At 44.7% G+C, this 24,533-nt stretch carries 23 protein-coding genes and 2 tRNA genes; 20 read left to right on the top strand and 5 right to left on the bottom strand.

What is annotated here, in order from left to right; genetic code table 11:
- Positions 1-45: 45 nt before the first annotated feature.
- Together ACTWPX_RS02780 and ACTWPX_RS02775 are read right to left on the bottom strand one after the other, a co-directional pair.
- Positions 46-900, bottom strand: a complete 855-nt coding sequence (locus ACTWPX_RS02780) for a Cof-type HAD-IIB family hydrolase (protein ID WP_443118422.1) — start codon at positions 898-900, stop codon at positions 46-48.
- The gene (locus ACTWPX_RS02775) at positions 891-1,673 is read right to left on the bottom strand and encodes a DeoR/GlpR family DNA-binding transcription regulator (protein WP_443118421.1); all 783 of its coding nucleotides are present in this window, start codon (positions 1,671-1,673) and stop codon (positions 891-893) included. Before ACTWPX_RS02775 ends, ACTWPX_RS02780 begins: the two co-directional genes overlap by 10 nt.
- Positions 1,674-1,908: 235 nt before the next feature.
- Here ACTWPX_RS02775 and ACTWPX_RS02770 point away from each other — a divergent pair, with 235 nt between their 5' ends.
- Positions 1,909-3,198 carry an adenylosuccinate synthase gene (locus ACTWPX_RS02770; protein WP_443118420.1) on the top strand — a complete coding sequence of 430 codons (1,290 nt, stop codon included), beginning with the start codon at positions 1,909-1,911 and terminating at the stop codon, positions 3,196-3,198.
- A gap of 97 nt (positions 3,199-3,295) precedes the next feature.
- Positions 3,296-3,838 (top strand): TIGR00730 family Rossman fold protein, encoded by a 543-nt coding sequence (locus tag ACTWPX_RS02765; RefSeq protein ID WP_443118419.1) that lies wholly within the window; start codon positions 3,296-3,298, stop codon positions 3,836-3,838.
- Here ACTWPX_RS02765 and ACTWPX_RS02760 read toward each other — a convergent pair.
- On the bottom strand, positions 3,779-4,009 hold the full coding sequence (locus ACTWPX_RS02760; protein ID WP_443118418.1) for a hypothetical protein: 231 nt from the start codon (positions 4,007-4,009) through the stop codon (positions 3,779-3,781). The two genes, ACTWPX_RS02765 and ACTWPX_RS02760, sit on opposite strands and share 60 nt — an antisense overlap.
- A gap of 138 nt (positions 4,010-4,147) precedes the next feature.
- Positions 4,148-4,627: a hypothetical protein gene (locus ACTWPX_RS02755; RefSeq protein WP_443118417.1), complete on the bottom strand. Its 480-nt coding sequence runs from the start codon at positions 4,625-4,627 to the stop codon at positions 4,148-4,150.
- 144 nt (positions 4,628-4,771) lie between these two features.
- Here ACTWPX_RS02755 and ACTWPX_RS02750 point away from each other — a divergent pair.
- The 11 genes from ACTWPX_RS02750 to ACTWPX_RS02700 all read left to right on the top strand — a co-directional run bounded on the left by ACTWPX_RS02750 (position 4,772) and on the right by ACTWPX_RS02700 (position 15,853).
- Positions 4,772-4,848: transfer RNA gene (locus ACTWPX_RS02750), tRNA-Asp, on the top strand.
- 135 nt (positions 4,849-4,983) lie between these two features.
- Positions 4,984-5,056 (top strand) — tRNA-Phe (locus ACTWPX_RS02745).
- A gap of 479 nt (positions 5,057-5,535) precedes the next feature.
- Entirely contained in the window at positions 5,536-6,849 is a 1,314-nt protein-coding gene (locus ACTWPX_RS02740) for a peptidoglycan DD-metalloendopeptidase family protein (protein WP_443118416.1), read from the top strand.
- A gap of 154 nt (positions 6,850-7,003) precedes the next feature.
- A complete protein-coding gene (yycF, locus tag ACTWPX_RS02735; RefSeq protein ID WP_128525187.1) occupies positions 7,004-7,708 on the top strand; it encodes a response regulator YycF in 705 nt (234 codons plus the stop codon).
- Between the two features lie 5 nt (positions 7,709-7,713).
- Positions 7,714-9,558 carry a cell wall metabolism sensor histidine kinase WalK gene (gene walK / locus ACTWPX_RS02730; RefSeq protein WP_443118415.1) on the top strand — a complete coding sequence of 615 codons (1,845 nt, stop codon included), beginning with the start codon at positions 7,714-7,716 and terminating at the stop codon, positions 9,556-9,558.
- Positions 9,555-10,937 (top strand): YycH family regulatory protein, encoded by a 1,383-nt coding sequence (locus ACTWPX_RS02725; protein WP_443118414.1) that lies wholly within the window; start codon positions 9,555-9,557, stop codon positions 10,935-10,937. The genes walK and ACTWPX_RS02725 overlap by 4 nt, the downstream gene beginning before the upstream one ends.
- Before the next feature lie 17 nt (positions 10,938-10,954).
- Positions 10,955-11,863: a two-component system regulatory protein YycI gene (locus ACTWPX_RS02720; RefSeq protein WP_443118413.1), complete on the top strand. Its 909-nt coding sequence runs from the start codon at positions 10,955-10,957 to the stop codon at positions 11,861-11,863.
- A gap of 14 nt (positions 11,864-11,877) precedes the next feature.
- Positions 11,878-12,672: an MBL fold metallo-hydrolase gene (locus tag ACTWPX_RS02715; protein WP_443118412.1), complete on the top strand. Its 795-nt coding sequence runs from the start codon at positions 11,878-11,880 to the stop codon at positions 12,670-12,672.
- 78 nt (positions 12,673-12,750) lie between these two features.
- Positions 12,751-13,974 (top strand): S1C family serine protease, encoded by a 1,224-nt coding sequence (locus tag ACTWPX_RS02710; RefSeq protein WP_443118411.1) that lies wholly within the window; start codon positions 12,751-12,753, stop codon positions 13,972-13,974.
- Positions 13,975-14,543: 569 nt separating this feature from the next.
- Entirely contained in the window at positions 14,544-15,569 is a 1,026-nt protein-coding gene (gene ltaE, locus ACTWPX_RS02705; RefSeq protein WP_443118410.1) for a low-specificity L-threonine aldolase, read from the top strand.
- An 83-nt stretch (positions 15,570-15,652) separates the two neighbouring features.
- Positions 15,653-15,853, top strand: coding sequence for a hypothetical protein (locus ACTWPX_RS02700; RefSeq protein WP_128525194.1), 201 nt, complete (start codon positions 15,653-15,655; stop codon positions 15,851-15,853).
- Positions 15,854-15,952: 99 nt separating this feature from the next.
- Here ACTWPX_RS02700 and ACTWPX_RS02695 read toward each other — a convergent pair whose 3' ends face one another.
- Positions 15,953-17,317: an FAD-dependent oxidoreductase gene (locus tag ACTWPX_RS02695; protein ID WP_443118409.1), complete on the bottom strand. Its 1,365-nt coding sequence runs from the start codon at positions 17,315-17,317 to the stop codon at positions 15,953-15,955.
- 272 nt (positions 17,318-17,589) lie between these two features.
- Between ACTWPX_RS02695 and ACTWPX_RS02690 the strand changes: the two genes are divergently transcribed.
- The 7 genes from ACTWPX_RS02690 to ACTWPX_RS02660 all read left to right on the top strand — a co-directional run bounded on the left by ACTWPX_RS02690 (position 17,590) and on the right by ACTWPX_RS02660 (position 24,516).
- Complete coding sequence (locus tag ACTWPX_RS02690) at positions 17,590-18,051, top strand: NUDIX hydrolase (RefSeq protein WP_443118408.1); 462 nt, start codon at positions 17,590-17,592, stop codon at positions 18,049-18,051.
- A gap of 73 nt (positions 18,052-18,124) precedes the next feature.
- The gene (locus tag ACTWPX_RS02685; protein ID WP_443118407.1) at positions 18,125-19,399 is read left to right on the top strand and encodes a M48 family metallopeptidase; all 1,275 of its coding nucleotides are present in this window, start codon (positions 18,125-18,127) and stop codon (positions 19,397-19,399) included.
- Positions 19,400-19,571: 172 nt separating this feature from the next.
- Positions 19,572-20,936, top strand: coding sequence for a sigma-54 interaction domain-containing protein (locus tag ACTWPX_RS02680; protein ID WP_443118406.1), 1,365 nt, complete (start codon positions 19,572-19,574; stop codon positions 20,934-20,936).
- Positions 20,937-21,140: 204 nt separating this feature from the next.
- The gene (locus tag ACTWPX_RS02675) at positions 21,141-21,836 is read left to right on the top strand and encodes a CoA transferase subunit A (RefSeq protein ID WP_443118405.1); all 696 of its coding nucleotides are present in this window, start codon (positions 21,141-21,143) and stop codon (positions 21,834-21,836) included.
- Between the two features lie 18 nt (positions 21,837-21,854).
- The gene (locus ACTWPX_RS02670; protein WP_443118404.1) at positions 21,855-22,529 is read left to right on the top strand and encodes a 3-oxoacid CoA-transferase subunit B; all 675 of its coding nucleotides are present in this window, start codon (positions 21,855-21,857) and stop codon (positions 22,527-22,529) included.
- Positions 22,530-22,541: 12 nt separating this feature from the next.
- The gene (locus ACTWPX_RS02665) at positions 22,542-23,318 is read left to right on the top strand and encodes a 3-hydroxybutyrate dehydrogenase (protein WP_443118403.1); all 777 of its coding nucleotides are present in this window, start codon (positions 22,542-22,544) and stop codon (positions 23,316-23,318) included.
- Between the two features lie 19 nt (positions 23,319-23,337).
- Positions 23,338-24,516 carry a thiolase family protein gene (locus ACTWPX_RS02660; protein WP_443118402.1) on the top strand — a complete coding sequence of 393 codons (1,179 nt, stop codon included), beginning with the start codon at positions 23,338-23,340 and terminating at the stop codon, positions 24,514-24,516.
- Positions 24,517-24,533: the final 17 nt, after the last annotated feature.

Below are 24,533 nucleotides of genomic sequence, written 5' to 3'. Positions count from 1 at the left end.
TGCCCATCACGCCTCCCGGAGAGTCACGCTGGACAGTGGGTGATCTTAATTCAACCATTGATAGATTTTATAAGCGACACCGTTTTGATCGTTTGTACGGGTGATGGAATCACTTGCCTTGAGGACGCTCTCTTTGGCATTCCCCATAGCAGCAGTCTGACCAGCAATGGAAATCATCGACAAGTCATTCGGACTGTCACCGATGGCCGCTGTATTTTCAATCGGGATATCTAAATAGCCGGCCAGCTTTTGTAAGGCTGATCCTTTGGAGGCGGACCTGTGTTCGAGTTCGAAATTATGATCGGCTGAACTGACGATCGTTAAATTTTGCGACGACTGAAATTGTTCCCAGCCTTCCTGCAGTTTTTCCTCATCAAACGAAAAGGCGAGGACATTATAAACAGGGTGGTGTGCTTCGATAATATCTTTGTAGGAATCAATAGAAAAAAAGCCGGTTTGACTGAACTGCTTTTCAAGAGCGGCCTCGAGCCTCTCGATATCTGAGTGAGGGTTTGCACTTCGAATGCGATCGAGCTCAATTTGAAGAAGCTCATGACCATTCTGAGGTGTCAGGATGGAGGAGTCACTGAATACCTCGTAGTAAAACTCCTTAGCTTCGAGCCACTTCAAGATTTTTTCCGCGTCTTTTTCCTCGATTGGTACAGCATCGAATAACGAACCGTCCGGTTGATGGATGGTCGCTCCGTTCGCCCCGATCACCCATGTATCAACAGGTAAATCCGCGAAAATTTGCCTGACATCAAATTCAGCCCGTCCCGTCGCAATGACGACTTCTACGTCTCTATCCTTAGCATATTGGATCGCTTTTATATTTTCCTCGCTGATTTGGTTTTTACTATTCAATAAGGTTCCGTCCAAATCGATGGCTATCAAGTCCATAGGTGCGACTCCTCCTCTTCTGTTACAATCAATTCCACATTGAATTTCTCCAACTGCTTTTGAAAATCCTCATTCGGAAGAAGGTCTGTAATGATGATGTCTACATCATTGAGGCTGGCAAATGAAAAGAACTCAGTGATTCCGAGTTTCGTATGGTCTGCCAGAACGATGACTTGATCTGCCTGCTGCATCATGTTGCGTTTCACCATACCATCCTCTTCGTGACCAATGCTTAGGCCTTGCTCTGAGATGCCCACAACTCCTATGAAAGCTTTGTCGACATGATAGCTTTTCAAGCGTTCAATTACAGAGGAACCATAAAGAAATTGATGCTCCTTCTGGAGATACCCTCCGAGCAGCTGAATGGATACGTCTTCAACGTTTGATAAAATTTCTGCCTGGTGAATCGAGTTTGTGATGATTGTAATATCCATCGGTCTCATACGATTCGCACATGCCTGGACGGTTGTGGATGTGTCTAGTATGATTTTGTCCCCTGTTTGAATTAAAGAAGCAGCTTTACTGCCGATTTGCTGTTTTTCAAACGACACTGTTTTCAACCGATTTGTATAATCCTTGATCGCATTATGAGAAGTAGGCAGAATCGCTCCGCCCCGCGTACGCACAATTGCTTTTCGCTCTTCCAATTTAACTAAGTCTCTTCGTGCTGTATCCCTTGATATATTGAACATCTCGCACATTTGATCAATGGATATACGACGATTTTCCTTTAGAAACTGGATGACTCCAATCAGCCGCTCTTCTTGGTACATGTGGAGGTCTCCTTCCATATCTCACCTTTTGTAAGTGATTATAAGTCATTATATAATTAAAATCAATTACAACTAAGTTTTATTAAGTTTTTATAATTGTCATACGATTGTAGTATAATCGAACGATATTTAATCCGATTTATTTATCGTTCGGAAATAGCGTTGACTTTACAAAGGTAAATTGGTAAACTGACGTTGGAAATCATATAAAACAAAAATTTGGCGGAGGTGCCTTATGTCTTCAGTAGTAGTCGTCGGAACCCAATGGGGGGACGAAGGAAAAGGCAAGATTACCGATTTTCTTTCACAAAATGCCGAAGTAGTCGCCCGTTACCAGGGTGGAAATAATGCTGGTCATACAATTAAATTTGATGGAATAACTTATAAACTTCATTTGATTCCTTCTGGGATCTTTTTTGATGATAAAACCTGTGTATTAGGGAATGGGATGGTCATCGATCCGAAAGCCATGCTTGAGGAATTGAAATACCTTCATGATAAAGGCGTATCAACGGACAACCTGCGCATCAGTAACCGGGCTCACGTGATTCTCCCTTATCACTTGAAACTGGATGCTTTGCAGGAAGAAGAAAAAGGCGCCAACAAGATCGGCACAACGAAAAAAGGAATCGGCCCAGCTTATATGGATAAAGCGGCCCGTACTGGAATTCGTATCGCTGACTTGATGGATAAGGAAAGCTTCCGTGAGAAGCTCGAGCAGAACCTGGCTGAGAAAAACCGTCTTTTTGAAAAGGTTTATGAAACAGAACCTTTCACGATTGAGGAAATCTTAGAAGAGTATTACGAATATGGTCAACAAATCGCTCAATATGTATGTGATACATCTGTTGTATTGAATAATAGCCTTGATGAAGGCCGCCGCGTCCTGTTTGAAGGAGCTCAAGGTGTGATGCTGGATATCGATCAAGGAACCTACCCATTTGTCACTTCCTCCAACCCTATTGCAGGTGGAGTGACGATTGGTTCTGGTGTCGGTCCTTCTAAAATCAAGCACGTCGTAGGGGTTTCCAAAGCTTATACGACACGCGTGGGGGATGGCCCATTCCCAACTGAACTGGAAAATGAAACCGGCGATCAGATCCGTGAAGTCGGTAAAGAATACGGAACGACGACTGGCCGACCGCGCCGTGTTGGCTGGTTTGACAGTGTAGTGGTCCGTCACGCACGCCGTGTAAGCGGAATTACCGATCTATCCTTGAATTCCATTGACGTGCTAACTGGAATTGAGACACTGAAGATATGTACCGCTTACAAATACCAGGGAGAAATCATGGAAGAGTTCCCTGCGAGTCTGAAGGTTCTTGCTGAATGCGAACCGGTATACGAAGAAATGCCGGGGTGGACGGAAGATATCACAGGGGCAGAATCATTGAGTGACCTTCCGGAAAATGCTCGTCACTATATCGAACGTGTGTCGCAGTTGACAGGCATTCCTTTGTCTATTTTCTCAGTTGGTCCAGACCGATCTCAAACGAACGTAGTACGCAGCGTATATAGCGAATAATAATCAACGTCTGGCTGACATAGTCAGGCGTTTTTTGTCATCCAGGAAATGTGGTATCCATCATTTGCTAAAGCAAGAAACAGGAAGGGTGTTTCACGTGAAACGAATTTGCGTTTTTGCCGGATCAAGTCAGGGCAATGATCCAGCCTATTTAGAAAAGACCCAAATGCTCGGCAAGTTGTTTGCCGAGAAAGGGATTGAGCTCGTTTATGGAGGCGCGAAAAGTGGTTTGATGGGTGTGCTGGCTGATGAAGTTCTGAAAGGCGGGGGAAACGTGACCGGAATAATGCCTACCCGTTTATTTGAAAAAGAAATCGTTCACCCTGATATAACCACAATGGTTGAGGTCGAGACGTTACATGAGCGGAAATCGAAGATGAGTGAGCTTGCTGACGGGTACATCGCTTTGCCTGGAGGCTTCGGTACATTTGAAGAGCTGTTTGAAACAATCAGCTGGGCGCAGATTGGTATTCATACGAAGCCGGTGGCCCTCTATAATATCAAAGGCTATTATACCCCGTTGGTCAATCTTATTGATCATGCTATTCAAGCAGGATTTGTTCCGGAAGATAACAGAGACCTAATCATCAATTCTGATCATCCAGAAAAGCTGTTGGAACTTATGCATCATAAAGGGTAACAGGATTATTAACCGATCTAACATTATTGATAATGTTAAAGTTTGTTGTTGCTTCTCACGAATCGCTTGTCGGTGGATGATTGCCGCGGGTACGGCCTCAGCTAACTTGGTCAAGAAAATCACTTGACCAAGTGGATCTTCGACTCGCGCTGTTTCCGCAGGCATCACCACCTAACGCTCATCGCGGAATCAACGAGGTCCATCTAAAAAAGACCAAACCCCTATACGATTTGGTCTGCAAATTAGTATGCTGTTTTGCAAGAGTCCCATCCAAACGGAACTACTAATTAATGAAAGACAGACTAGACTTTATACGTGAATGGTTTTAACAAATGCAAGACCGAGATAACGGTAGGTCACTTCAATTCTTTCTATAGACGTGTCTTCTGTTATACTAAGACCATAAATTTTCATAGGAGACTGACTTGCTGCTGCAGCCACTTTTTTTGAATCGAGAGGAGAGGTGTCAGGTCCTAAAGCAATCGTTTCATAATCTTGTAACCCTTTTTCTTCGTATAGTGCGTAAGTATCTGTAAGCATAAAACCTTTTTCTGAATCACTGATTTGCAGTTTGATATTGGATGGCGGTTGATTGTCGTTTATGGAAACATTTGTTATTTGAATGCTTCCTACTAGATTCTTGTTGCCGACCGCTACAATAACTGTATGTTTATCTTCTGTCGTACCGATCGACCCATAAGCCAGAGGGGGGTTGATTTTTAAGTAACCGATGAAAGAGATCAATAAAAGAATAAGGACATAGGATGCATAGCGTAATATCCTCTTCAAGTGGACCCTCCTTTCTTTATAAGATATTTATGATAGATAAAAAGCAATGATGTGGCCAAACTGATGATCTATGAAAATTCTATTGCGTCTATGGGGGACATGTGGTACGATAGTTATCGTTGCAGTAAACGAGTAAAGCACACTGGTCCGGTAGTTCAGTTGGTTAGAATGCCTGCCTGTCACGCAGGAGGTCGCGGGTTCGAGTCCCGTCCGGACCGCCATTTTTATTATAACACTCGCTTTGGTCGAAAACACACGTTATATGGCGGCTGAATAACTTTATTAAAGTCGAAGTTTGAGAGAAAGCTGTTGTAGGGTTTTGTGAGTACTTCACCGAAAAATTTCACTTTTACTATGGCTCGGTAGCTCAGTCGGTAGAGCAACGGACTGAAAATCCGTGTGTCGGCGGTTCGATTCCGTCCCGAGCCACTATTGAAAAGCCTGCGGTATCAATCCGCAGGCTTTTTTCGTCGTTCAAAGAATTAGAAAATAGCAGCCCTGAGATTCGTGCTATGGAAAAACTCCCTTACTTCGAAGGTTTGCTTAAACCTGTGGAGGCTGATCAAGAAGCTACCGTGTTTTACGTGGTGATGAAGTTATTCATGTTGGAAATTATATCATTTTGAGGAAAAGTTTAAAATAATAACCAAAATCATTAACTAAAGTTTAAATATATAGCGTTCTGTTTTCTCAATTTTTGTTACACTCCTGCAATATAATAATTACTTTTTACACTAAAAGCATAATAAAACACCTAATTTTTCGTAATTTTGGTAAGTAAATTATATATTTGTTACATCGATTGAATTTATGTTTAATCTAGGATTTTGCTATGATAAGTTAAACAAGTGAAACTATAATTATTATAAATATATATAAAGATTAACAATTTCAGGAGGATTTGGGGAATGTGGAAAAAAACAGTTATTGTAGCTTTGCTTGTTATCATCCTTAGTGTAGGGACGGTTTATGCTGAAAATTCTCTTCAAACGGTTTACCACGTTTATGTTGATGATAAACCGATAGGAATGGTAGAAAATAAAGAGACGGTGAATTCCTATTTAAATGATTATAAGAAGGAGGCAGAAAAGAATCATGAGAATTGGGAATTGACCATTGATGAGAAGGTCACCTTTGAATCTGAGAAGGTTTTTTCACCTGCAAAGGAAGAAGACAAGGTGATAGAAGCGTTGAGAGAAGAGATTTCTCTTGCGGTGGAAACGGTTCAATTGAAAGTCAATGATCAAACGGTTGCCCATCTGCCTAATCAAGAGAAAGCCGATCAAGTCGTGAAAAAATTAAAAGAGACACATGTGAAACCGGAAATTCTTGAAAAGGTCGAAGAACGGAAAATGGAAAATGAGGCGGTAGAGGTTTCTCAAGGGGAAGAGGCTGTAGTGGATGTATGGTTAACGTCTCCTCTTTCATTTGAAAAGAATAAGGTAGCCCCAACGCAAGTCAACACGGTGAAAGAAGCTGTATCGAGAATACAAAATGGCGAGAGTTTCTCCAAGGAATTGACGAAAAGCGATTTTATGAAGACTCACTTCCCAGCAGATGATCTCCTTGATGCTAACAATGGGCCCCTGACTGATGTCATCGTTCAGAAAAAAGAACGAGAGGTCATAAAACTCGAACATAAAGTAGAAGTTAACAACACGGACAAACTTTATGAAGGTGAAAAGAAAGTGGAGCAAGAGGGGAAAGACGGAGAGAAAGAAATCCATAAACAAATAACCATAAGGAATGGCACCAAGGAAAAAGAAGAAACATTGAAAGAGGAAGTAATCGATGAACCAGTCAAGAAGGTCATTTTGAAAGGCACAAAAGAGATTCCTTCGAGTGGAACAGGCGATTTTGAGTGGCCGGCAGTCGGCGGGTCGATTACGAGTAAGAAAGGTGAGCGATGGGGGAGAGAGCACAAGGGCATTGATATCGCAGGTGTAGAGGACCGCACCATCAAGGCATCCGATCATGGCGAAGTGAAGGTTGCTGAATTTCAAAGAGGATTCGGCAATAAAGTGGTGATCGATCATAAAAATGGATATGAAACGGTCTATGCCCACCTTTCCAAAATCGATGTGGAGCCTGGTCAGACAGTTACTCGTGGAGAATCCCTCGGGGTAATGGGAACGACAGGTAACTCTACAGGGGTCCATCTTCACTTTGAAATTCATGAAAAAGGAAGCGTCAAGAACCCGTTATCCTATGTATCGAAATGAATATCTCCGCTATGAATTTTTTCATAGCGGTTTTTTTCTTTTTATAGGGAAATGGTAATACGGGGAAAAGCTTTTAGATGAAGTAAGACATTTGCCATTAAATGAGTTAAAATAAGAGAAAGAATAGAAGACGAGGAAAAGGATGTGACGGAAGATGGCGCAAAAAATCTTAGTGGTAGACGATGAAAAACCGATTGCTGATATATTGAAGTTCAATTTAGAAAAAGAAGGTTATGAAGTTGTCTGTGCCTATGATGGGGACGATGCTGTCGTCAAAACAGACGAAGAAAATCCAGAACTGATTCTATTGGATATCATGTTACCTAATAAAGACGGCAATGAAGTTTGCCGGGAAGTAAGAAAAAGACATAACATGCCGATTATTATGCTGACGGCTAAAGATGCAGAAATCGATAAAGTGCTCGGTTTGGAAATGGGGGCCGATGACTATGTAACGAAGCCATTTAGCAATCGTGAATTGATTGCAAGGGTGAAGGCGAATCTGCGTCGTCAACAACATGAGCCTGAAGATGGTGCTCAACAAACCAAAGATATTACGATTGGTCGTTTAGCGATTCACCCTGATGCTTACACGGTCACCCGTGACGGAAATTATATTGAATTGACACACCGTGAGTTCGAATTATTACATTACCTCGCACGCCATATCGGACAGGTTATGACACGTGAGCATCTGTTGGAAACGGTGTGGGGATATGATTACTACGGTGATGTTCGTACAGTCGATGTTACAGTAAGGCGTCTACGTGAAAAAATCGAGGAGAGTCCGAGCAATCCGATTTGGATCGTTACACGCCGCGGTGTAGGCTATTACTTGAGAAATCCAGAGCAGGATTAGCGTTGATGAAAAGGGTTGGCTTTTTTCAGTCGGTCAGGCTGAAATTGATTGTCGTGTACATTTTACTTCTTTTATTAGGCATCCAAGTGATTGGTGCCTATTTTGTTGATCGGTTGGAAACACAGCTCACCAACAACTATACAAGCTCGGTGCAGGGTCAACTGAACTCACTTGCCTTCAGTTTACAAAGTGCGTTCAATACAGAGCGTAATGAAGATACAACTACTCTGGCAGCGGATGCCCAGGGACTGATCAATGACTTCGGAAGTGGAAACGAAGATATCCGTAAACTGCAGGTCATTGATAGTAATCCTAATATTATTGCTTCCATCAGCCGGGATCAGGACGACCAATCGGTGATCGGGAAGAAAGTGACCGATTTAAGAATTACGAAAGTGTTTTTGTTTGGTGACCCCACAGAACCGAAAGAAATGCTTGATAAGGAAACAAATGAACGGGTTTATGTTGGCTCGAAACCGATTGCGGATGAAACAGGGAATGAAGTTCTCGGAGTTCTCTATTATGAAGTCTATATGTCTGACATCTATAAGCAGCTCCAAGCAATCAATAGTATTTTTACAAAAGGGACATTCCTCGCCATTGCAGTGACGGCCTTGCTCGGTATTTTGGTGGCAAGAACGATCACGAGACCGTTGACTCAAATGAAGAAACAAGCGCAAATCATGGCGACGGGGGACTTCTCGCAAAAAGTGGATGTCAAAGGAAATGACGAAATCGGACAGCTTGGCATTACCTTCAATGATCTGAACGACAAATTGAAGTTAGCCCAGGCTACAACAGAAGGAGAACGGCGGAAATTAAGTTCTGTTCTGTCGAATATGTCGGATGGGGTCATTGCTACGGATCGTCTGGGTGCCATCATCTTGATGAATGCTCCCGCCTCGAAACTGATTGGTCAATCATTTGAAGAGGTCCAGGGCCAATCGTTGGTAGATGTGCTTGATTTGAATGATCAAATTGAGGACATTGCTGAAGTGGAAGAAGCAGGATCAATGATTATTGACTTGAGCAATGAAGATACCCACTTATTGTTGAAAGCGAATTTCTCTGTTGTTCAGGATGAAAATAATGAAATGAATGGTTTCATATCGGTAATCAGTGATGTAACTGAACAACAGCGGGTCGAAAAAGAAAGGCGGGAGTTTGTTTCAAACGTGTCTCATGAACTCCGAACCCCATTGACTACGATGCGCAGTTATATTGAAGCTTTAAATGATGGTGCGTGGCAAGATCCTGAAATTGCCCCAAGATTCCTGGGTGTCACCCAGAATGAAACCGATCGGATGATCCGTCTGGTGAATGATTTATTACAGCTCACGAAGATGGATCACAAGGAGACGAGTCTTATGAAAGAGCGGGTGGAATTCGTCAGCTTTTTCGATAATATCGTCGATCGGTTTGAAATGAATAAAGATGAAAAAATGAACTTTATCCGCAGTATGTCGAATAAAAGCATGTATGTTTGGATGGATAAAGATAAAATTACGCAAGTGTTAGATAATATTATTTCCAATGCCATCAAGTATTCACCTGAAGGCGGCACCATCCGTTTCGCTGCTCAATCCACGAAAAAGCAGCTGCGGGTCAGTGTCACAGATGAAGGGATCGGCATGCCGGCGGATACGGTAGATAAGATCTTTGACCGCTTCTACCGTGTTGATAAATCCCGTGCAAGAGAAATGGGAGGCACAGGCCTGGGTCTGGCTATTGCCCGGGAAATGATTGAAGCTCACCATGGGAAGATTTGGGCGGAAAGCCAAGAAGGTAAAGGCACAACAGTTCACTTTACTCTCCCGCTCATGAACCAGAAGCGGAGGGGACAGTCATGAATATAGAAACGATGAAGTCTGTCATTTTAGTAATCTTGATTGCTTTCAGTCTGGTTTTGTCGGTTGCGTTGTGGAATTATCAGCCGGAGACTGAAACGGTGGATGATGATGGGCTAATTGAAGATACCCAACTGGATGAAGACATCGGTGGCGAACAAACGATACCCGGTCTCGTCATCCCTGATCAAGTTGTCTTCCACGAAGAAGGGACCTCTTACTCTTTCAAAGATTCAGATGATGAATGGTCCTTTTTTCAACAAATCCAGGAATGGGAATTATCAGCGATGGACTTGAATCCGGATCCTATAAACTTTGAAAATCACGAAAATGCTGTCGAAGTTATTTTTCCTACAACAATCCCGCTGCAGACAGTGGGCGATCTGTTCATGGCAGATCGGGAACTGTTGGGGAATACGACTCAGTCCTTTGATCGGATGTTCTTAGTCCATCATGCAAATGATCAACCTCCGACATCCTATGAACTCTGGTTTGTCGATTCTGAGGGAGATGGGAATATTGCTAAGTTGCAGGCGACCATATCAGCAAGCGCCGGGGAGCGGGCGTTAAGTGTGTTGAGTAATAAAGACAAACTCCAGGAGCAGGTCCGGGTGGCAGATGCCTTTGGTAATGAGGAAACAGAAGGGATGGGGGCTCATCATATTTACCTTCCTAAAGAGGAAGTTCCCATCCCGAGGGTTGTACTCCAACAAACGGAGTCCATCCCGGTTACTCCGTTGCGAAATGACCTTTTCCCATCTCCGGATCTAGTGTCTATTTATAATACGAACAGTGGAGCAAGACGAGCCAAAACTGCTGAACGCCAGCTGGATGCTATTGATGAGCGACGGATGGAATATGTGGTGATGATCCCTAATAGTGCGAATTCGAGCAATTTGGGGAGTTATGAGTTACTTACGAAAAGTGTTGAAGATGTGAACAGCCATTTAGGCTGGACCAATGATTTTCGGTTGAATGAATTATTGTCGTACCAGAACTTGAATCAGGTGCAGTATCGTATGTATCATAATGACCTGCCCATCATGGAGAACCAGGATACTACAGGGTTAGCGAATATATTACTCAGTTATGAGCAAGGGGAGATCCAAACTTATAATCGTCCGCTGATCAAGTTCGAGTCGGTGAATGAACAAGTTCTGGGGAACATTCCCTCTGGTGAAGAAGTTCTGGAAGATCTCCAGCAGTCGGGAAATTATGACCTTGAAGACATTCAAGGTCTTGAAATAAGATACAAATTGGAAGAACAGAATAACAGGTTAGTGTTCAATCTGATACCGAAATGGTATATCCAGACCAGCACAGGCAGTTGGAATGAGTTATATGGTGAAAATCTGACAATGCAGAATGAAGAAGTTTCGTAACTAAGGAGGCAGCGGAGATGCAGTGGGGTCAAATAAAAATATTGTTCATTCTCAGCTTTCTGGTTCTCGATCTTTTTCTCCTGCAGCAATTTTTATCTAAGCAGAGTGAAGATGAATTAGGACAGATTTCGACTGTCGCTGAAGATATTGAAACAGCTCTGGAAAACAATGACATCACTATAGCGGAGGATGCGATTCCTGAGGTGACCGAGGTGGCTGGACTAAAATCCAAAGAAGGTGGATTTTCCGAAGACATTTTATCTCAGATCGAGGAGATCGATGACAGCAAGCAACAGGTGGAAGTTGAGAATGACCGTGTACTGAAGGTGACTCTTGATGAGCCTGTCGAGGTGAACGAAGATAACATCATAAACAAAGTGAATTCCATCGTACCCTTTGGAGCTCAATACTCGTATTGGGGATGGAATGAGGAGGAAGGGACTGCTTTGTTCTTCCAAATCGCTAATGATCGAACCGTGTATTTTAATGAGGGCGGCTATTTACTTGTCAATATTGCCGATGGTGAGATTACAGGTTATGTAGCCACATTACTGAATTTTTCAGATACTGAGGAGGACACGGCGGTTTCGAGTCCTGAGCAGATCATTGCTCCCTTGAGTGCGATTAACACATTGTACACAGCCGGTTATATTGAAGAGGGAGATGAAGTTACATCAATGAGCGTCGGTTATCACAGCAGCTTCAATTTAGTCCCGGGTGAAGAGAATGGTCCGCAGGTATTTGCGCCGACCTGGAAAGTAACCGTCAATGATGAAAAGAATCTGTTCCTCTATGCGATCAGTGGGACATTTATTGAGAGTGATGAAACTGGATTCATCGAAGATATAGTCGGGAAGTATGATGTGATCCAGGGTGAAGTTGAATCAGATACAACAGAGGAGAACGAAACGAGTGAAACAAATTAAATGGAGTGTATTGAATGACCTTGAAGTTTAGTGTGCTGGCTTCGGGCAGTACAGGAAATGCTTTTTATATAGAATCAGGGGAAGAAAAGATTCTGGTAGATGCAGGTTTGAGTGGAAAGAAAATTGAAGGATTATTGGAGCAGGTCAATGTAGACCCCCATTCCTTGTCGAGAATTTTAGTGACGCACGAGCATAGTGATCATATCAAAGGACTTGGAATAATGGCTCGTCGTTATAACCTGCCGATTTATGCAAATGAGAAAACGTGGGATGCGATGGAAGGACAATTGGGGAAACTGTCACTTGATCAAAAATTTCATTTCTCTATGGAAGAAACGCAGACCTTCGGGGGAATCGATGTGGAGTCTTTTGCTGTTTCCCATGATGCAGCAGACCCGATGTTTTTCACGTTCCACCAAGATGGAAAAAAGGTGGCGCTGGTCACTGATTTAGGTTATGTATCAGAACGGATCAAGAAGACGGTTGAAGGTGCGGATGCTTACATCTTTGAATCAAATCACGATGTCAGCATGCTCCGAATGGGGCGTTACCCTTGGAATGTGAAACGGCGTATTCTCGGGGACTCAGGACACGTCTCCAATGAAGATTGTGCCCTCGCCTTAACAGATGTGATTACAGATCAGACCAAACGTATCTATTTAGCGCATTTGAGTCTTGATAACAATATGAAGGACCTTGCAAATATGTCTGTAAAGAACGTGTTGGAAGAACGCGGTTTCGAACTTGGCACCCGTATTCAATTGCATGACACCGATCCTAAAGAAGCAACGCCGATCTTTGAGGTTTAAATGCTGTTAAAAAGTGAAGAATAAGGAAACAATACCTAAGAAACTATGAGGAACGAAAGAAAGGTAAGGTGAACAGGCGTGGGCTATTATGATGATCATTCACCAGCCACTCGACAAAAGAAGCATCGCCGGCGCTGGGTCATGCCGACAATCGTCGGGGGGATCCTGGGGGCTGTGCTTGTCTTGTTGGCTCTTCCTGCTTTAGTCCAAACAGAATTGTTACCGTATGACATTACGATTCCAGAAGACGAAAGCGGACTCGTCCAGGACGATCAAAACCTGACAGGGAACACCACCAAAAACGTGGAACTGGATGTTAAGACACAAATCACCGACGTTGTCGAAAAAGTCACCCCTTCAGTTGTGGGTGTCGTCAATATCCAATCTCAGGAGAACTTTTGGCAGCAGAACAATTCGTCTCAACAAGGAGGGGTAGGTTCTGGTGTCATTTACAAAAAGGAAGATGGAACAGCCTATGTTGTGACGAACAATCATGTCATTGAAGGAGCCAGTGAAATTGAAGTCGTCCTTGCTGATGAAACACGGATTAAAGCACAGCTTGTAGGAAGTGACGTCTTCACTGATTTAGCCGTATTGAAAATGCCCAGTGAACAAGTCAAACATGTAGCTGAGCTTGGAAGTTCAGCTAATTTGAAAGTCGGCGAACCGGCAATCGCTATTGGTAATCCACTCGGGTTAAGTTTTGCAGGATCGGTGACCCAGGGGATCATTAGTGGGAAAGAACGCGCGATTCCCCAGGACTTTAATGGAGATGGGTTGGATGATTGGCAAGCAGAAGTCATTCAAACAGATGCGGCTATCAACCCAGGGAATAGTGGGGGAGCCTTAATCAACATTGATGGTCAACTGATTGGAATCAACTCAATGAAAATCGCTCAATCAGCTGTCGAAGGTATCGGTTTTGCGATACCGATCGATGCAGCAGAGCCGATCATTGAAGAGCTTGAAAAGCATGGACAGGTGAATCGTCCATATATCGGTGTAGAAGCCTATGGTCTCAACGAAGTACCTACCTCAGAATGGGACAATACCCTTAACCTTCCAGAGGACGTAGAGGGAGGCTTATATATCCGTAGTATTCGTCAAATGTCCCCAGCTGCAAAAGCAGGATTGGAGCCCCTTGATGTCATCACAGAGCTCGATGGCGAGCCCGTAGAAAATATCATAGATTTACGTAAATATTTGTACAATGAGAAAGATCCGGGCGATGATTTAGAGATCGCTTATTATCGTGATGGAGAACGTAATACAACTACGATCACCCTCGGTTCCCAGGAATGACGTATGAAGGAAAAGAGTATCCTCTTCAGGGTACTCTTTTTACGTCAAAAATCGACTTTATTCGCGAAATTCTCCCTTTATGTTGTCCACAGGCTGTGAATAGTTTTCTGGATAAGTCACATATATGGTGGCGAACATATTTTCTACTACCATATAGCTTAGCGTGTTGTGTATATGTGGATAGATTTTGTGGATAACCTGTTTATAGCTCGGGGATAGCTGTGAATATCAGAATATTACCAAGTTTTGTGCATAAGTCTGTGGATGATTGTGGGTAACTATTATCGTTAGTAGTTAATTTTCCACATGTGTACAAATTCAAACGCTTTTTTTGAAGGCATATAGGCTGAGAAAGATATTTTTCCAACGCTATATTTTGTCTAATTATAACGTCTTTCGATACTTCGTTGGCTGCGGGTGGGTAACCTAAGGAAGAACCGATGTGTTAAGGGTGTTATTCCATTGATAATTCCTGAGTTATTGGTGAGTCGTTAGGAATTTCGAGAGGGCTTCCTTTCCATATTCAGCCCTGGTTTCGTACAATAGGGGTAAATAGGAGGGGGATACATATGATTGATTTGAGAAGTGATACTGTAACAAAGCCGACTAGGGCCATGCGGCAGGCCGCGTTGGAAGCGGAGGTCGGGGATGATGTATATGAAGAAGACCCGACCGTGAAAAAATTAGAAGCGAAGGCTGCAGAGATGTTGGGAAAAGATGCGGCTTTATTTGTGACGAGTGGAACACAGGGGAATCAGATTGCCGTTTTGACTCATTGTAATCCTGGCGATGAAGTGCTTCTTGAAGCGAATGCCCACCTTTTCTTATACGAAGGAGCCTCGATGTCGGCTCTTGCAGGCGTCCAACCGCGGACGATAACAGGGCAAAAAGGTGCAATGGATCTTGCAGAGATAAAGGCGGCTATTCGGCCGGATGATATCCATTTTCCTGAGACAGGATTGATTTGTTTGGAAAACACTCACAACAAAGCAGGAGGCACAGTGATTCCGCTAGAAAATATGCAAACCATATACGAAATTGCACGGGAGCACTCGATTCCGGTTCATTTAGACGGAGCCCGTCTGTTTAATGCCTCAATTGCGTCGGGAATTTCCTTGAAGAGGTACGGGGATCAGACCGATACGATTCAAGTCTGTTTATCAAAAGGACTCGGAGCTCCTGTAGGTTCGGTTATTGCTGGATCCGCAGATTTTATCAGGAAAGCACGTAAATGGCGGAAACGGCTTGGTGGCGGGTTGCGTCAGGTCGGAATGATCGCAGCTCCTGCTTATGTCGCCCTCACGGAAATGGTCGATCGATTAGCTGATGATCATGAGCATGCGCGACGTTTAGCTTCCGGATTAAGTGAAGTGAAAGGTTTGCAGGTAGAAGAGGTCGAAACAAACATCGTTCTTGCTCATGTGGGAGGTACGGGAAGGACAGCCGCTGAGTTTCTGGAAGAGTTGAAAGTCGATGATATTCTTGCCGTCCCTTTTGGACCTGAAACTGTTCGTTTTGTCACCAATTACGATGTAAATGAAGCAGCTATTGAAACAGTGATCCACCGTATTCAATTACGATACAAAGACGCATAAATCATTGTTCGAAGAATAGAATGATAAAAATAGCCTCCCCTCATGTGAGAAGGATTCCAATGGTTCAGTCGGGGTTATGAGATGTGAATAAACCTTTGGAGGTGGCTTCGATAGCGAAGATCCAGGGAAGTCAGCAAGTAAAGAAACGTCCGTCCGTTTATGACGAAGGCTTCGCTGAAATGTTTGATAAGGATCGGTTTGTGGATGGTATCCCGCTTGATGAGCTGGGCAGGCACTTGAGAAGAACGAAAAAGTATGGAAAATTGAATCGCAGGCAAAAGTGACAAAACCCCCATGGCCCATGGGGGTTTTGTTCTAATACCGGAAATTAAACCTGTGAATATCATATGCTGCAAAAGCCAACTAAAGCGTTTATACTTTGCTTATCCTAGAGGCTGAGGGATAGGTACTGGTTCATTTGATTGAGCTTCTAATCCAGCTTTGTTAAGAAAATTCCAGGGCTGGTTGAAATGTGGTTGGAAGAAGAAATCTGTATAAGCAAGTTCGTCGATGGTCATTCCTGTTTGAATGCAGACACTCATCGTATTGATGGATTGAGTGACATCTGCTTTAGAAATTACCTGAGCACCAAGGATACAGCGAGTTTGAGGGTCGATGGCCACTTTTAACTTGACGTTTTCAGATGTCGGCATGAAAGCAGGGCGGTGGGTATCTTCAATTGTGACACTTTTCACATGAATGCCTGTAAGTTTGGCGGATGTTTCAGTCAATCCGGTAGATGCCATGTTCAAACCGTAAATGTGAAGTCCGGATGTCCCTTGTGTCCCGACATGCTTCATAGTCGGCTCCATCAAATTGCGGGCGACGAGCGTTCCCATACGAACAGCATTGGTAGCGAGCGGGATATACGTATGCCCACCGGTCGGATTATATTTCACAGCACAGCAGTCCCCCGCAGCATAGATGGATGGATCACTTGTCTGCATAAACTCATCTACTTTGATTGCACCGTTTGCAAGCATGTCGATTTTTCCTTTTAATAAATCGGTATTCGGACGGAAACCAACACACATGATTACGAGGTCTGTCTCATAAGCGCCTTCATTTGTGATGACTTTATTTACATGCCCTTCGTTGCCCTCAAAACGCTTCACGGTTTCATTCATGCACAACGTGATGTTTCGTGTCTTGAATTCTTCTTCTACGATATTCGTGAATTCTTCATCTAAATATTTATTCAGGATACGATCCGCCCCATCTATGAGCGTCACTTCTTTTCCTGCTTTTTCGAAAGCTTCGACAAGTTCAACACCAATATACCCGGCACCGACGACCGTTACTTTTTGGGCATGTTGGGAACGTTCAATGATCGTATTCGCCTGGTGGTAGTTTTTCGCTAGTAAGATATTTTCGAGATCAATACCTTCAATAGGAGGTGTAACGGGCCAGGATCCTGTCGTGATCACTAATTTATCGTAATGATCGTAGATTTGTTCTCCTGTTATAAGGTTGATGGCTGCAATCGTTTTGCGGACTGGATCAATCTCTTTCACGTCATGCTGCATCTTCATCGTCACACCGAGCTTTTGCAGCTGTTCTGGAGAAGAATAGAACAACCCCTTTGCGTCATTAACGACTCCTCCTACATATAGAGCCAGACCACAAGATAAAAATGATACATTATCGTTCCGTTCGTAAACCGTAATGTCGGCTTCAGGGTATAAGTTAGCCATATTTGTGACCGCAGCTGTACCTGCGTGTGTACTTCCGATAACAGCAATTTTCATGAGTGGTTCCTCCTTGGTTTTTCATGCGAAATGTTTTGTGAAATATTTCACATGATTGCTATAGGTTTATTATATAGGCGGATGAGAAAAGACACAACCCCTTTTGCTCAATATTTCACAAAATAATTCAACCCGGGATGTTTTGGCTGTTGGAACTTTATTCCACCTCAAGTCATCCAGATTATGGATGACTTGAGGTGACAAGAAAAGGTAATTTCTATCCGTGTATGGTAAATTATAAGAATGATAGTACGTTAGAAGGGGGAATGGAAATGGATGTACGTTTTCAAGTGGGGAAGCAGAGGTTCAACTTCCGGTCTGCGGGAATCCTGATCGAGAATGGTCATGTATTATTACATAAGGAAATCAGTGCTCCTCACTGGGTTCTTCCTGGAGGAGGCATAGAGATGGGCGAGCCTTCGGAAGAGAGTATTGTGAGAGAAATGAAAGAGGAGCTCGGGTACGCTGTGAAAGTCGAACATGTTCCCTGGATCGCTGAGAATTTCTTTGAATATGAAGGCGAAGCGATGCATGAATTAGGATTCTACTATATACTTACCTCTCCTGTTTCACATTTTCAGGAAGGCGTCTTCCATGGTTTAGAAGGAGAACGGTTGATTTATCAATGGCTGCCGATTGATCGTCTGGAAAACTATGAACTTATGCCTCCTTTCCTGACTGAGGCTTTAAAGGACATCCCTGAAGCAACGAAGCACGTGCTCGTCCAGCGTTGAAAGCCATCTTTGTTCTAAGCTAAATGAACAGTTCGTACAATAGCATGAGTGCATATATTGCGGAGGTGAAGAAGTGAAGAAAAGGTTCGTCATCTGGACGCTGATTTTGTTCAGCCTTTATGGTCTCTTGCTGGGCCTGTATTTTTTCCAATGGACAGGTGTCGGTGTGCCTCCGGCTTATGAAGGGACGGCGGCCGATCCTGCAACCTTCATGACCGAGCGGGAATTGCAGTTAAGTCAGGAATATTCAAGGTATCAGAATTTCCTCTCCTTTCTCGGAGAGCCGCTTGAATGGATCATTTACCTTGGGGTGATGGTGTTTGGAGTATCGCTGGTCTTCAAAAATTTTGGCGAGCGGATTTCGCGATTTTCTTTTGTGCAAATTCCGATGTTCGTCCTGTTGCTCTCCACACTGACCTCGATTTTACTTTTTCCGCTGGACTATGCCAGGCGGTGGCTGTCGGTCGAATACGGAATCTCCACGCAAAGTTTTTCCAGCTGGATGCGTGATGAGCTGATCGGCTTTTGGGTCGGCTATGTCATCATGGCTCTGTTGATTACGGTGTTGTACTTTTTAATGAGGAAGTTCCAGAAGCGCTGGTGGCTGTTCGCCTGGGTACTGATGATTCCGTTTCTGATTTTCATGATGTACTTGCAGCCTGTCGTCATCGATCCTCTTTATAATGATTTCACGGAGCTTCAGGACAAGCAGCTGGAAGAAAAAATCCTCACCCTTGCTGATGAAGCGGAAATTCCGGCTGAGCGTGTCTATGAAGTGAACATGTCTGAGAAAACGAACAGTATGAACGCTTATGTGAACGGAATCGGCTCAAATCTGCGCATTGTACTTTGGGATACGACGCTGGAGAGGCTCCAGGACAAGGAAGTTTTATTCATCATGGCCCATGAAATCGGTCACTACGTGATGAACCACTTGTATTGGAATTTGGCTGGTGTGATTGTCGCCACCTTCTTCGGTCTTTATTTCACCTATCACTTGATGAAATGGTCTGTGCGGAAATGGGGAGGCAAGTTTGGTTTTTCGAAGATTTCGGACGTTGCCAGCCTGCCATTGTTTTATTTGATCTTAACGATACTTTCTTTTGCGTCCAGTCCAGTGGAATTGGCGATATCCAGAAACGCCGAAACGGATGCAGACAGGTATGCGATTGAAATGACACAGGATCCTGAAGCTGCTATCGGATCCTTTCAAGAACTCACTGTCAACGGGTTGAGTGATGTGAACCCGCCGGCACTCGTGAAATATCTCCGGTATGGCCATCCGACGATGATGGAGCGGATCCACATGCTCGAAAGCTATCAGGATGTAGAAATCAAAAAAGAGTGAGTAGCCATATGGTATTTAATTCCACCTCAAGTCATCCAAATAATGGATGACTTGAGGTGACATTTTTTACATGCCTTCCGGTTATCGTCTAGTAAGCGGCGGCGGCTTCTGATAAACTTTGATTAACACTGTAAACGCTATCAGACAATCGGATGTTCAGGAGTGTGAGCCGATGCTTTCTTTATTAGAAGACTATCGTAACAATGTACTGGAAACACTTTTCGGAAATGTTGAGCACTGTATCGTCGTCGTAGATCCAGAAGGAAAGATTTCATATATGAATGAAAGCTACTGCCGCTTTCTGGCCGTAGATCAAGAGGTGATTACGGGACAGCATGTGACGGATGTGATTGAAAACACACGGATGCATATCGTCGTCGAGACGGGAAAAGAAGAAATGGCCGACTTGCAGCAGATCCGGGGCGATTATATGGTCGCTCACCGCATCCCTTTATGGGAAGACGGGAAAGTGATCGGTGCCCTCGGCATGGTTCTGTTCCGCGACACCGATGAATGGAAAATCATGAATTCCCATATTAAAGACCTCCTGCTCGAGCTTGAAACGTACCGCAATCAAATGCAGCGGCAGAATGGAGCCAAATATTCGCTGCACGATATCATTACCAGCTCACCAGAGGTCCTGGAGTTGAAGGAAAAAATCCGTAAAACAGCCCATAGTGATGTTTCCGTGTTATTGCGCGGCGAAAGCGGGACAGGCAAAGAGCTTTTCGCTCACAGCATCCACCATTTGAGTGAACGCAGCACGAAACCTTTCGTAAAAGTGAACTGTGCGGCCATCCCGGAGCACCTGATCGAAGCGGAGCTGTTCGGCTATCAAGAAGGCGCATTTACTGGTGCGAAAAAAGGTGGAAAGCCAGGGAAATTCCAGCTCGCTCATGGCGGGACGCTTTTCCTTGATGAAATCGGCGATATGCCTCTTCATGCGCAAGTGAAAATATTGCGAGCGCTCCAGGAAGGCGAGGTGGAAGCGGTCGGAGCAGTCCATCCGCAAGAGGTGGATGTCCGAATCGTCGCTGCGACCAATCAGTCGCTTGAAACGATGATTAAGGAGCAGCGCTTTCGTGAGGATCTCTTTTACCGCATCAATGTCGTGCAAATCGACATCCCCCCACTCAGAGAACGGAAGAACGATATCAAGATCCTTTCCAAATATCTGCTGCAAAAAGTGGGCGACCGTACAGGGAAACGCGTGCAGGGTTTTTCGCAGGCAGTGGATAATCTTTTTCAAAAGTATCGCTGGCCAGGGAACGTGAGGGAGCTTGAGAATGTCATCGAATCTTCTGTCCACATGACCGATAATGAAACGATCGATTTTAGAGACCTCCCTGATCACCTCCATCTGGATGGCCACGTCACCTCTGAAGGCCAGTCATTGAAAGAAATCGTCGAGCAAACCGAAAAACGAGCAGTCCTTAAAGCATTAGAAGAAAGAGATGGCGACAAGAGTGCCGCTGCAGAGCAGCTGGGCATAGGAAAATCAAGCCTTTATGAAAAAGTGAAAAAGTATGATCTCTGACCATTCCAGAATTCAAGAAACTATTCCGAAATTCTGGAATGGTTCTTTTTTATGCATTTTTGTAAGGGTTTTCATTTTATCCATCCTCAAGATTCCAGAATTCCGGAATACGATTTCACAAATTGTTCACAAACCTTATTGCAGCAATACCATAAACTTGGCATGAAACTTGCTTTTATAAAGGTGAAGGGAGTGTGAAGACTCATGAAACAAATGTATTCATCATTTCATGAAGCTGTAAAAGACATTAAAGACCATTCAACAATAATGGTAGGAGGATTCGGCCTTGTCGGGATTCCAGAGAACCTGATTCTCGCTCTCGTCGAATCGAACGTCAAGCATTTGACGGTCATCTCCAACAACTGTGGAGTCGACGACTGGGGCCTTGGCCTGCTGTTGAAAAATAAACAAATCGATAAAATGATCGGCTCTTATGTAGGGGAAAACAAAGAATTCGAACGCCAGGTCCTTGCAGGGGAGCTCGAGGTCGAACTGACACCACAAGGGACCCTCGCAGAGAAAATCCGTGCAGGAGGGGCCGGGATTCCAGCATTCTATACACCAGCAGGCGTCGGCACACCAATCGCGGAAGGAAAAGAAGTGCGTAATTTTGACGGAAAAGACTATCTTTTACAAGAAGGTTTAACCGCAGACTTCAGCCTCGTTCGTGCTATGAAAGGCGACCGTCACGGCAACCTCGTCTATAACAAAACAGCAAGAAACTTCAATCCGATGATGGCAGCAGCTGGAGCAGTAACCATTGCGGAAGTCGAAGAACTCGTCGACCCGGGAGAGTTAGCGGCAGACGGTATCCATACACCGGGCATTTACGTGCAGGGATTAATCGAAGGCAAGCAGGAGAAGCGAATCGAACGCTATACAGTAAGAACAAACGCATAAACAGGAGGTAGATGAACAATGGCAGTAAAGATGGACAAACCAGCAATCCGCGAAATGATTGCCAGACGAGCAGAGCAGGAAATTGAAAGCGGTTTCTATGTCAACCTTGGCATCGGCATGCCGACAATGGTCGCGAACTACATTCAGCCGGAGAAGGAAGTCGTCCTCCAATCGGAAAACGGTCTCTTAGGAATCGGGCGTTCCCCTTATGAGGAAGAAGTCGATCCGGACTTGATCAATGCAGGCAAAGAAACCGTGACAGCAGCACCAGGAGCCGCTTATTGTGACAGTGCCGAGTCTTTTGGGATGATTCGCGGCGAGCATCTTGATCTTGCGATTTTGGGCGGGATGGAAGTTGCAGAAAACGGTGACCTTGCCAACTGGATGATTCCCGGAAAAATGATCAAAGGCATGGGCGGAGCGATGGATATCGTCCACGGCTCGAAAAAAGTGGTCATCATTATGGATCACGTCAACAAACATGGCGATCCGAAGATTTTGAAAGCATGCAAGCTGCCGTTGACAGGAAAAGGTGTCGTCGACCGCATCATCACAGATCGAGCGGTTATGGATGTGACTGAAGCAGGCCTTGTGCTTGTAGAAATCGTCGAGGGCTGGTCGGTTGATGAAATCATAGCATCGACAGAAGCGGAATTGATCATCAGTGAAGAACTTATGAAAATACACAAATAAGGGGGAAGGCAAATGGTAGAGAATAAGGTCGTGTTCATTACAGGTGCAGCGAGTGGCATCGGCTATGAAATCGGTACAGAATTCGCCCGCAATGGTGCCAAAGTCGTTCTCAGTGATATTCAAGAGGAAAAAGTGAAACAAGCAGCCGCGCGTCTGACTGAAGAAGGGTTGGAAGCGATCGGGCTCGTTTGTGATGTCACAAAGGAAGAGCAGATCCAAAGCGCGATCGACGAAACGGTGGAGAAGTTCGGTCGGCTAGACGTCCTCGTCAACAATGCCGGCTTGCAGCACGTCGCTTCGATCGAGGAATTTCCGACTGAGAAATTCGAACTTATCACGAAAATCATGCTCGTCGCCCCATTCATGGCAACAAAGCATGTGTTTCCGATTATGAAAAAACAAGGCTTCGGCCGTATCATCAACATGGCATCCATCAACGGGCTGATCGGCTTTGCCGGTAAATCAGCCTACAACAGTGCCAAGCACGGCGTGATAGGTCTCACGAAAGTTACCGCACTTGAAGGCGCGGAAGATGGCATTACCGTGAACGCCATTTGCCCGGGGTATGTCGATACACCGCTCGTCCGTAACCAGCTTGAAGACCTCGCAGAAAACCGTGGCGTTTCTTTAGAAAAAGTACTCGAACAAGTTATTTATCCGTTAGTTCCGCAGAAACGGCTGCTGGCCGTCCAGGAAGTCGCTGACTATACGATGTTCCTGGCAAGCAATCAGGCAAAAGGTGTTACTGGCCAGGCAGTGGTCATCGACGGTGGTTACACTTCTCAATAAACGAAAGGGGATGTTTCACGTGAAACCAGTGTATATCTTAGAAGGAGCACGCACACCATTCGGTACGTTCGGCGGTGCATTGAAAGACGTGGATCCGACCGATTTAGGAGTGACAGCAAGTAAAGAAGCATTGAAACGAAGCGGTATTTCCGCCGATCACATTGATTTGACTGTGATGGGGAATGTCATCCATTCTTCACAAAACGCACCATACCTCGCGCGCCATATTTCACTGAAAGCTGGTGTGCCGATGTCGAGTCCGGCACTTGCCGTCAACCGTCTGTGCGGATCTGGCATGCAATCAGTCATCTCGGCCGCTCAGTCGATCCAACTCGGAGAAGGAGAAACTGCTCTCGCTGGCGGTGTCGACAGCATGAGTCTTGCCCCGTATGCGTTACGTGGCAGCCGTTTTGGTACAAAGCTTGGTGCGCCAAAAGTTGATGACATGCTCTGGGCAGCACTTACGGATGAATATATCGGTGCCGGCATGGGTGTGACAGGAGAAAACCTTGCCGATAAATACGAGATTACTAGAGAACAACAGGATGAGTACGCTACACGCAGTCACCTGCTTGCGAGCGAAGCCCGTAAATCCGGCAGGTTCGAAGACGAAATCGCTCCCGTCGAAATTAAGACAAGAAAAGGAACGAAAGTCGTCGATCAGGATGAGCACATTCGCGAAGAGACTAATCCTGAGGGGCTTGCCAAGCTGAAACCAGCCTTCAAAAAAGGTGGTACGGTGACAGGTGGAAATGCGAGTGGCATCAATGATGGCGCAGGCGCCGTCGTTTTAGCAGGTGAAAATTTTGTAAGCGATCATAATGTGAAGCCGGTCGCGAAAATCATCTCCTGGGCTGTCGCAGGTGTCGACCCTAAGTATATGGGCATCGGTCCAGCGCCAGCGATTCGTCAGGCGCTGGAAAAAGCCGGACTAACCCTTGAAGACATGGATCTCGTTGAAGTGAACGAAGCATTCGCCTCACAATATTTAGCAGTCGAAAAAGAACTTGGACTTGACCGTGACAAAGTGAACGTCAACGGTGGAGCGATTGCGCTCGGTCACCCTGTAGGAGCCAGCGGTACGCGTGTGTTGTACACGATGATCAAAGAATTGAAACGCCGCGAAGGCCGCTATGGTGTCGCATCACTCTGCATTGGCGGCGGTCAAGGCATCGCCATGGTCGTCGAAGCTCAATAAATAATAAGGAGGAAAAA

The sequence above is a fragment of the Halobacillus sp. H74 genome, assembly GCF_052246715.1.
GTDB lineage: Bacteria > Bacillota > Bacilli > Bacillales > Halobacillaceae > Halobacillus > Halobacillus litoralis_A.
Note: the sequence above shows the minus strand (reverse complement) of the source record. Positions and strands in the feature narration are given on the sequence as shown.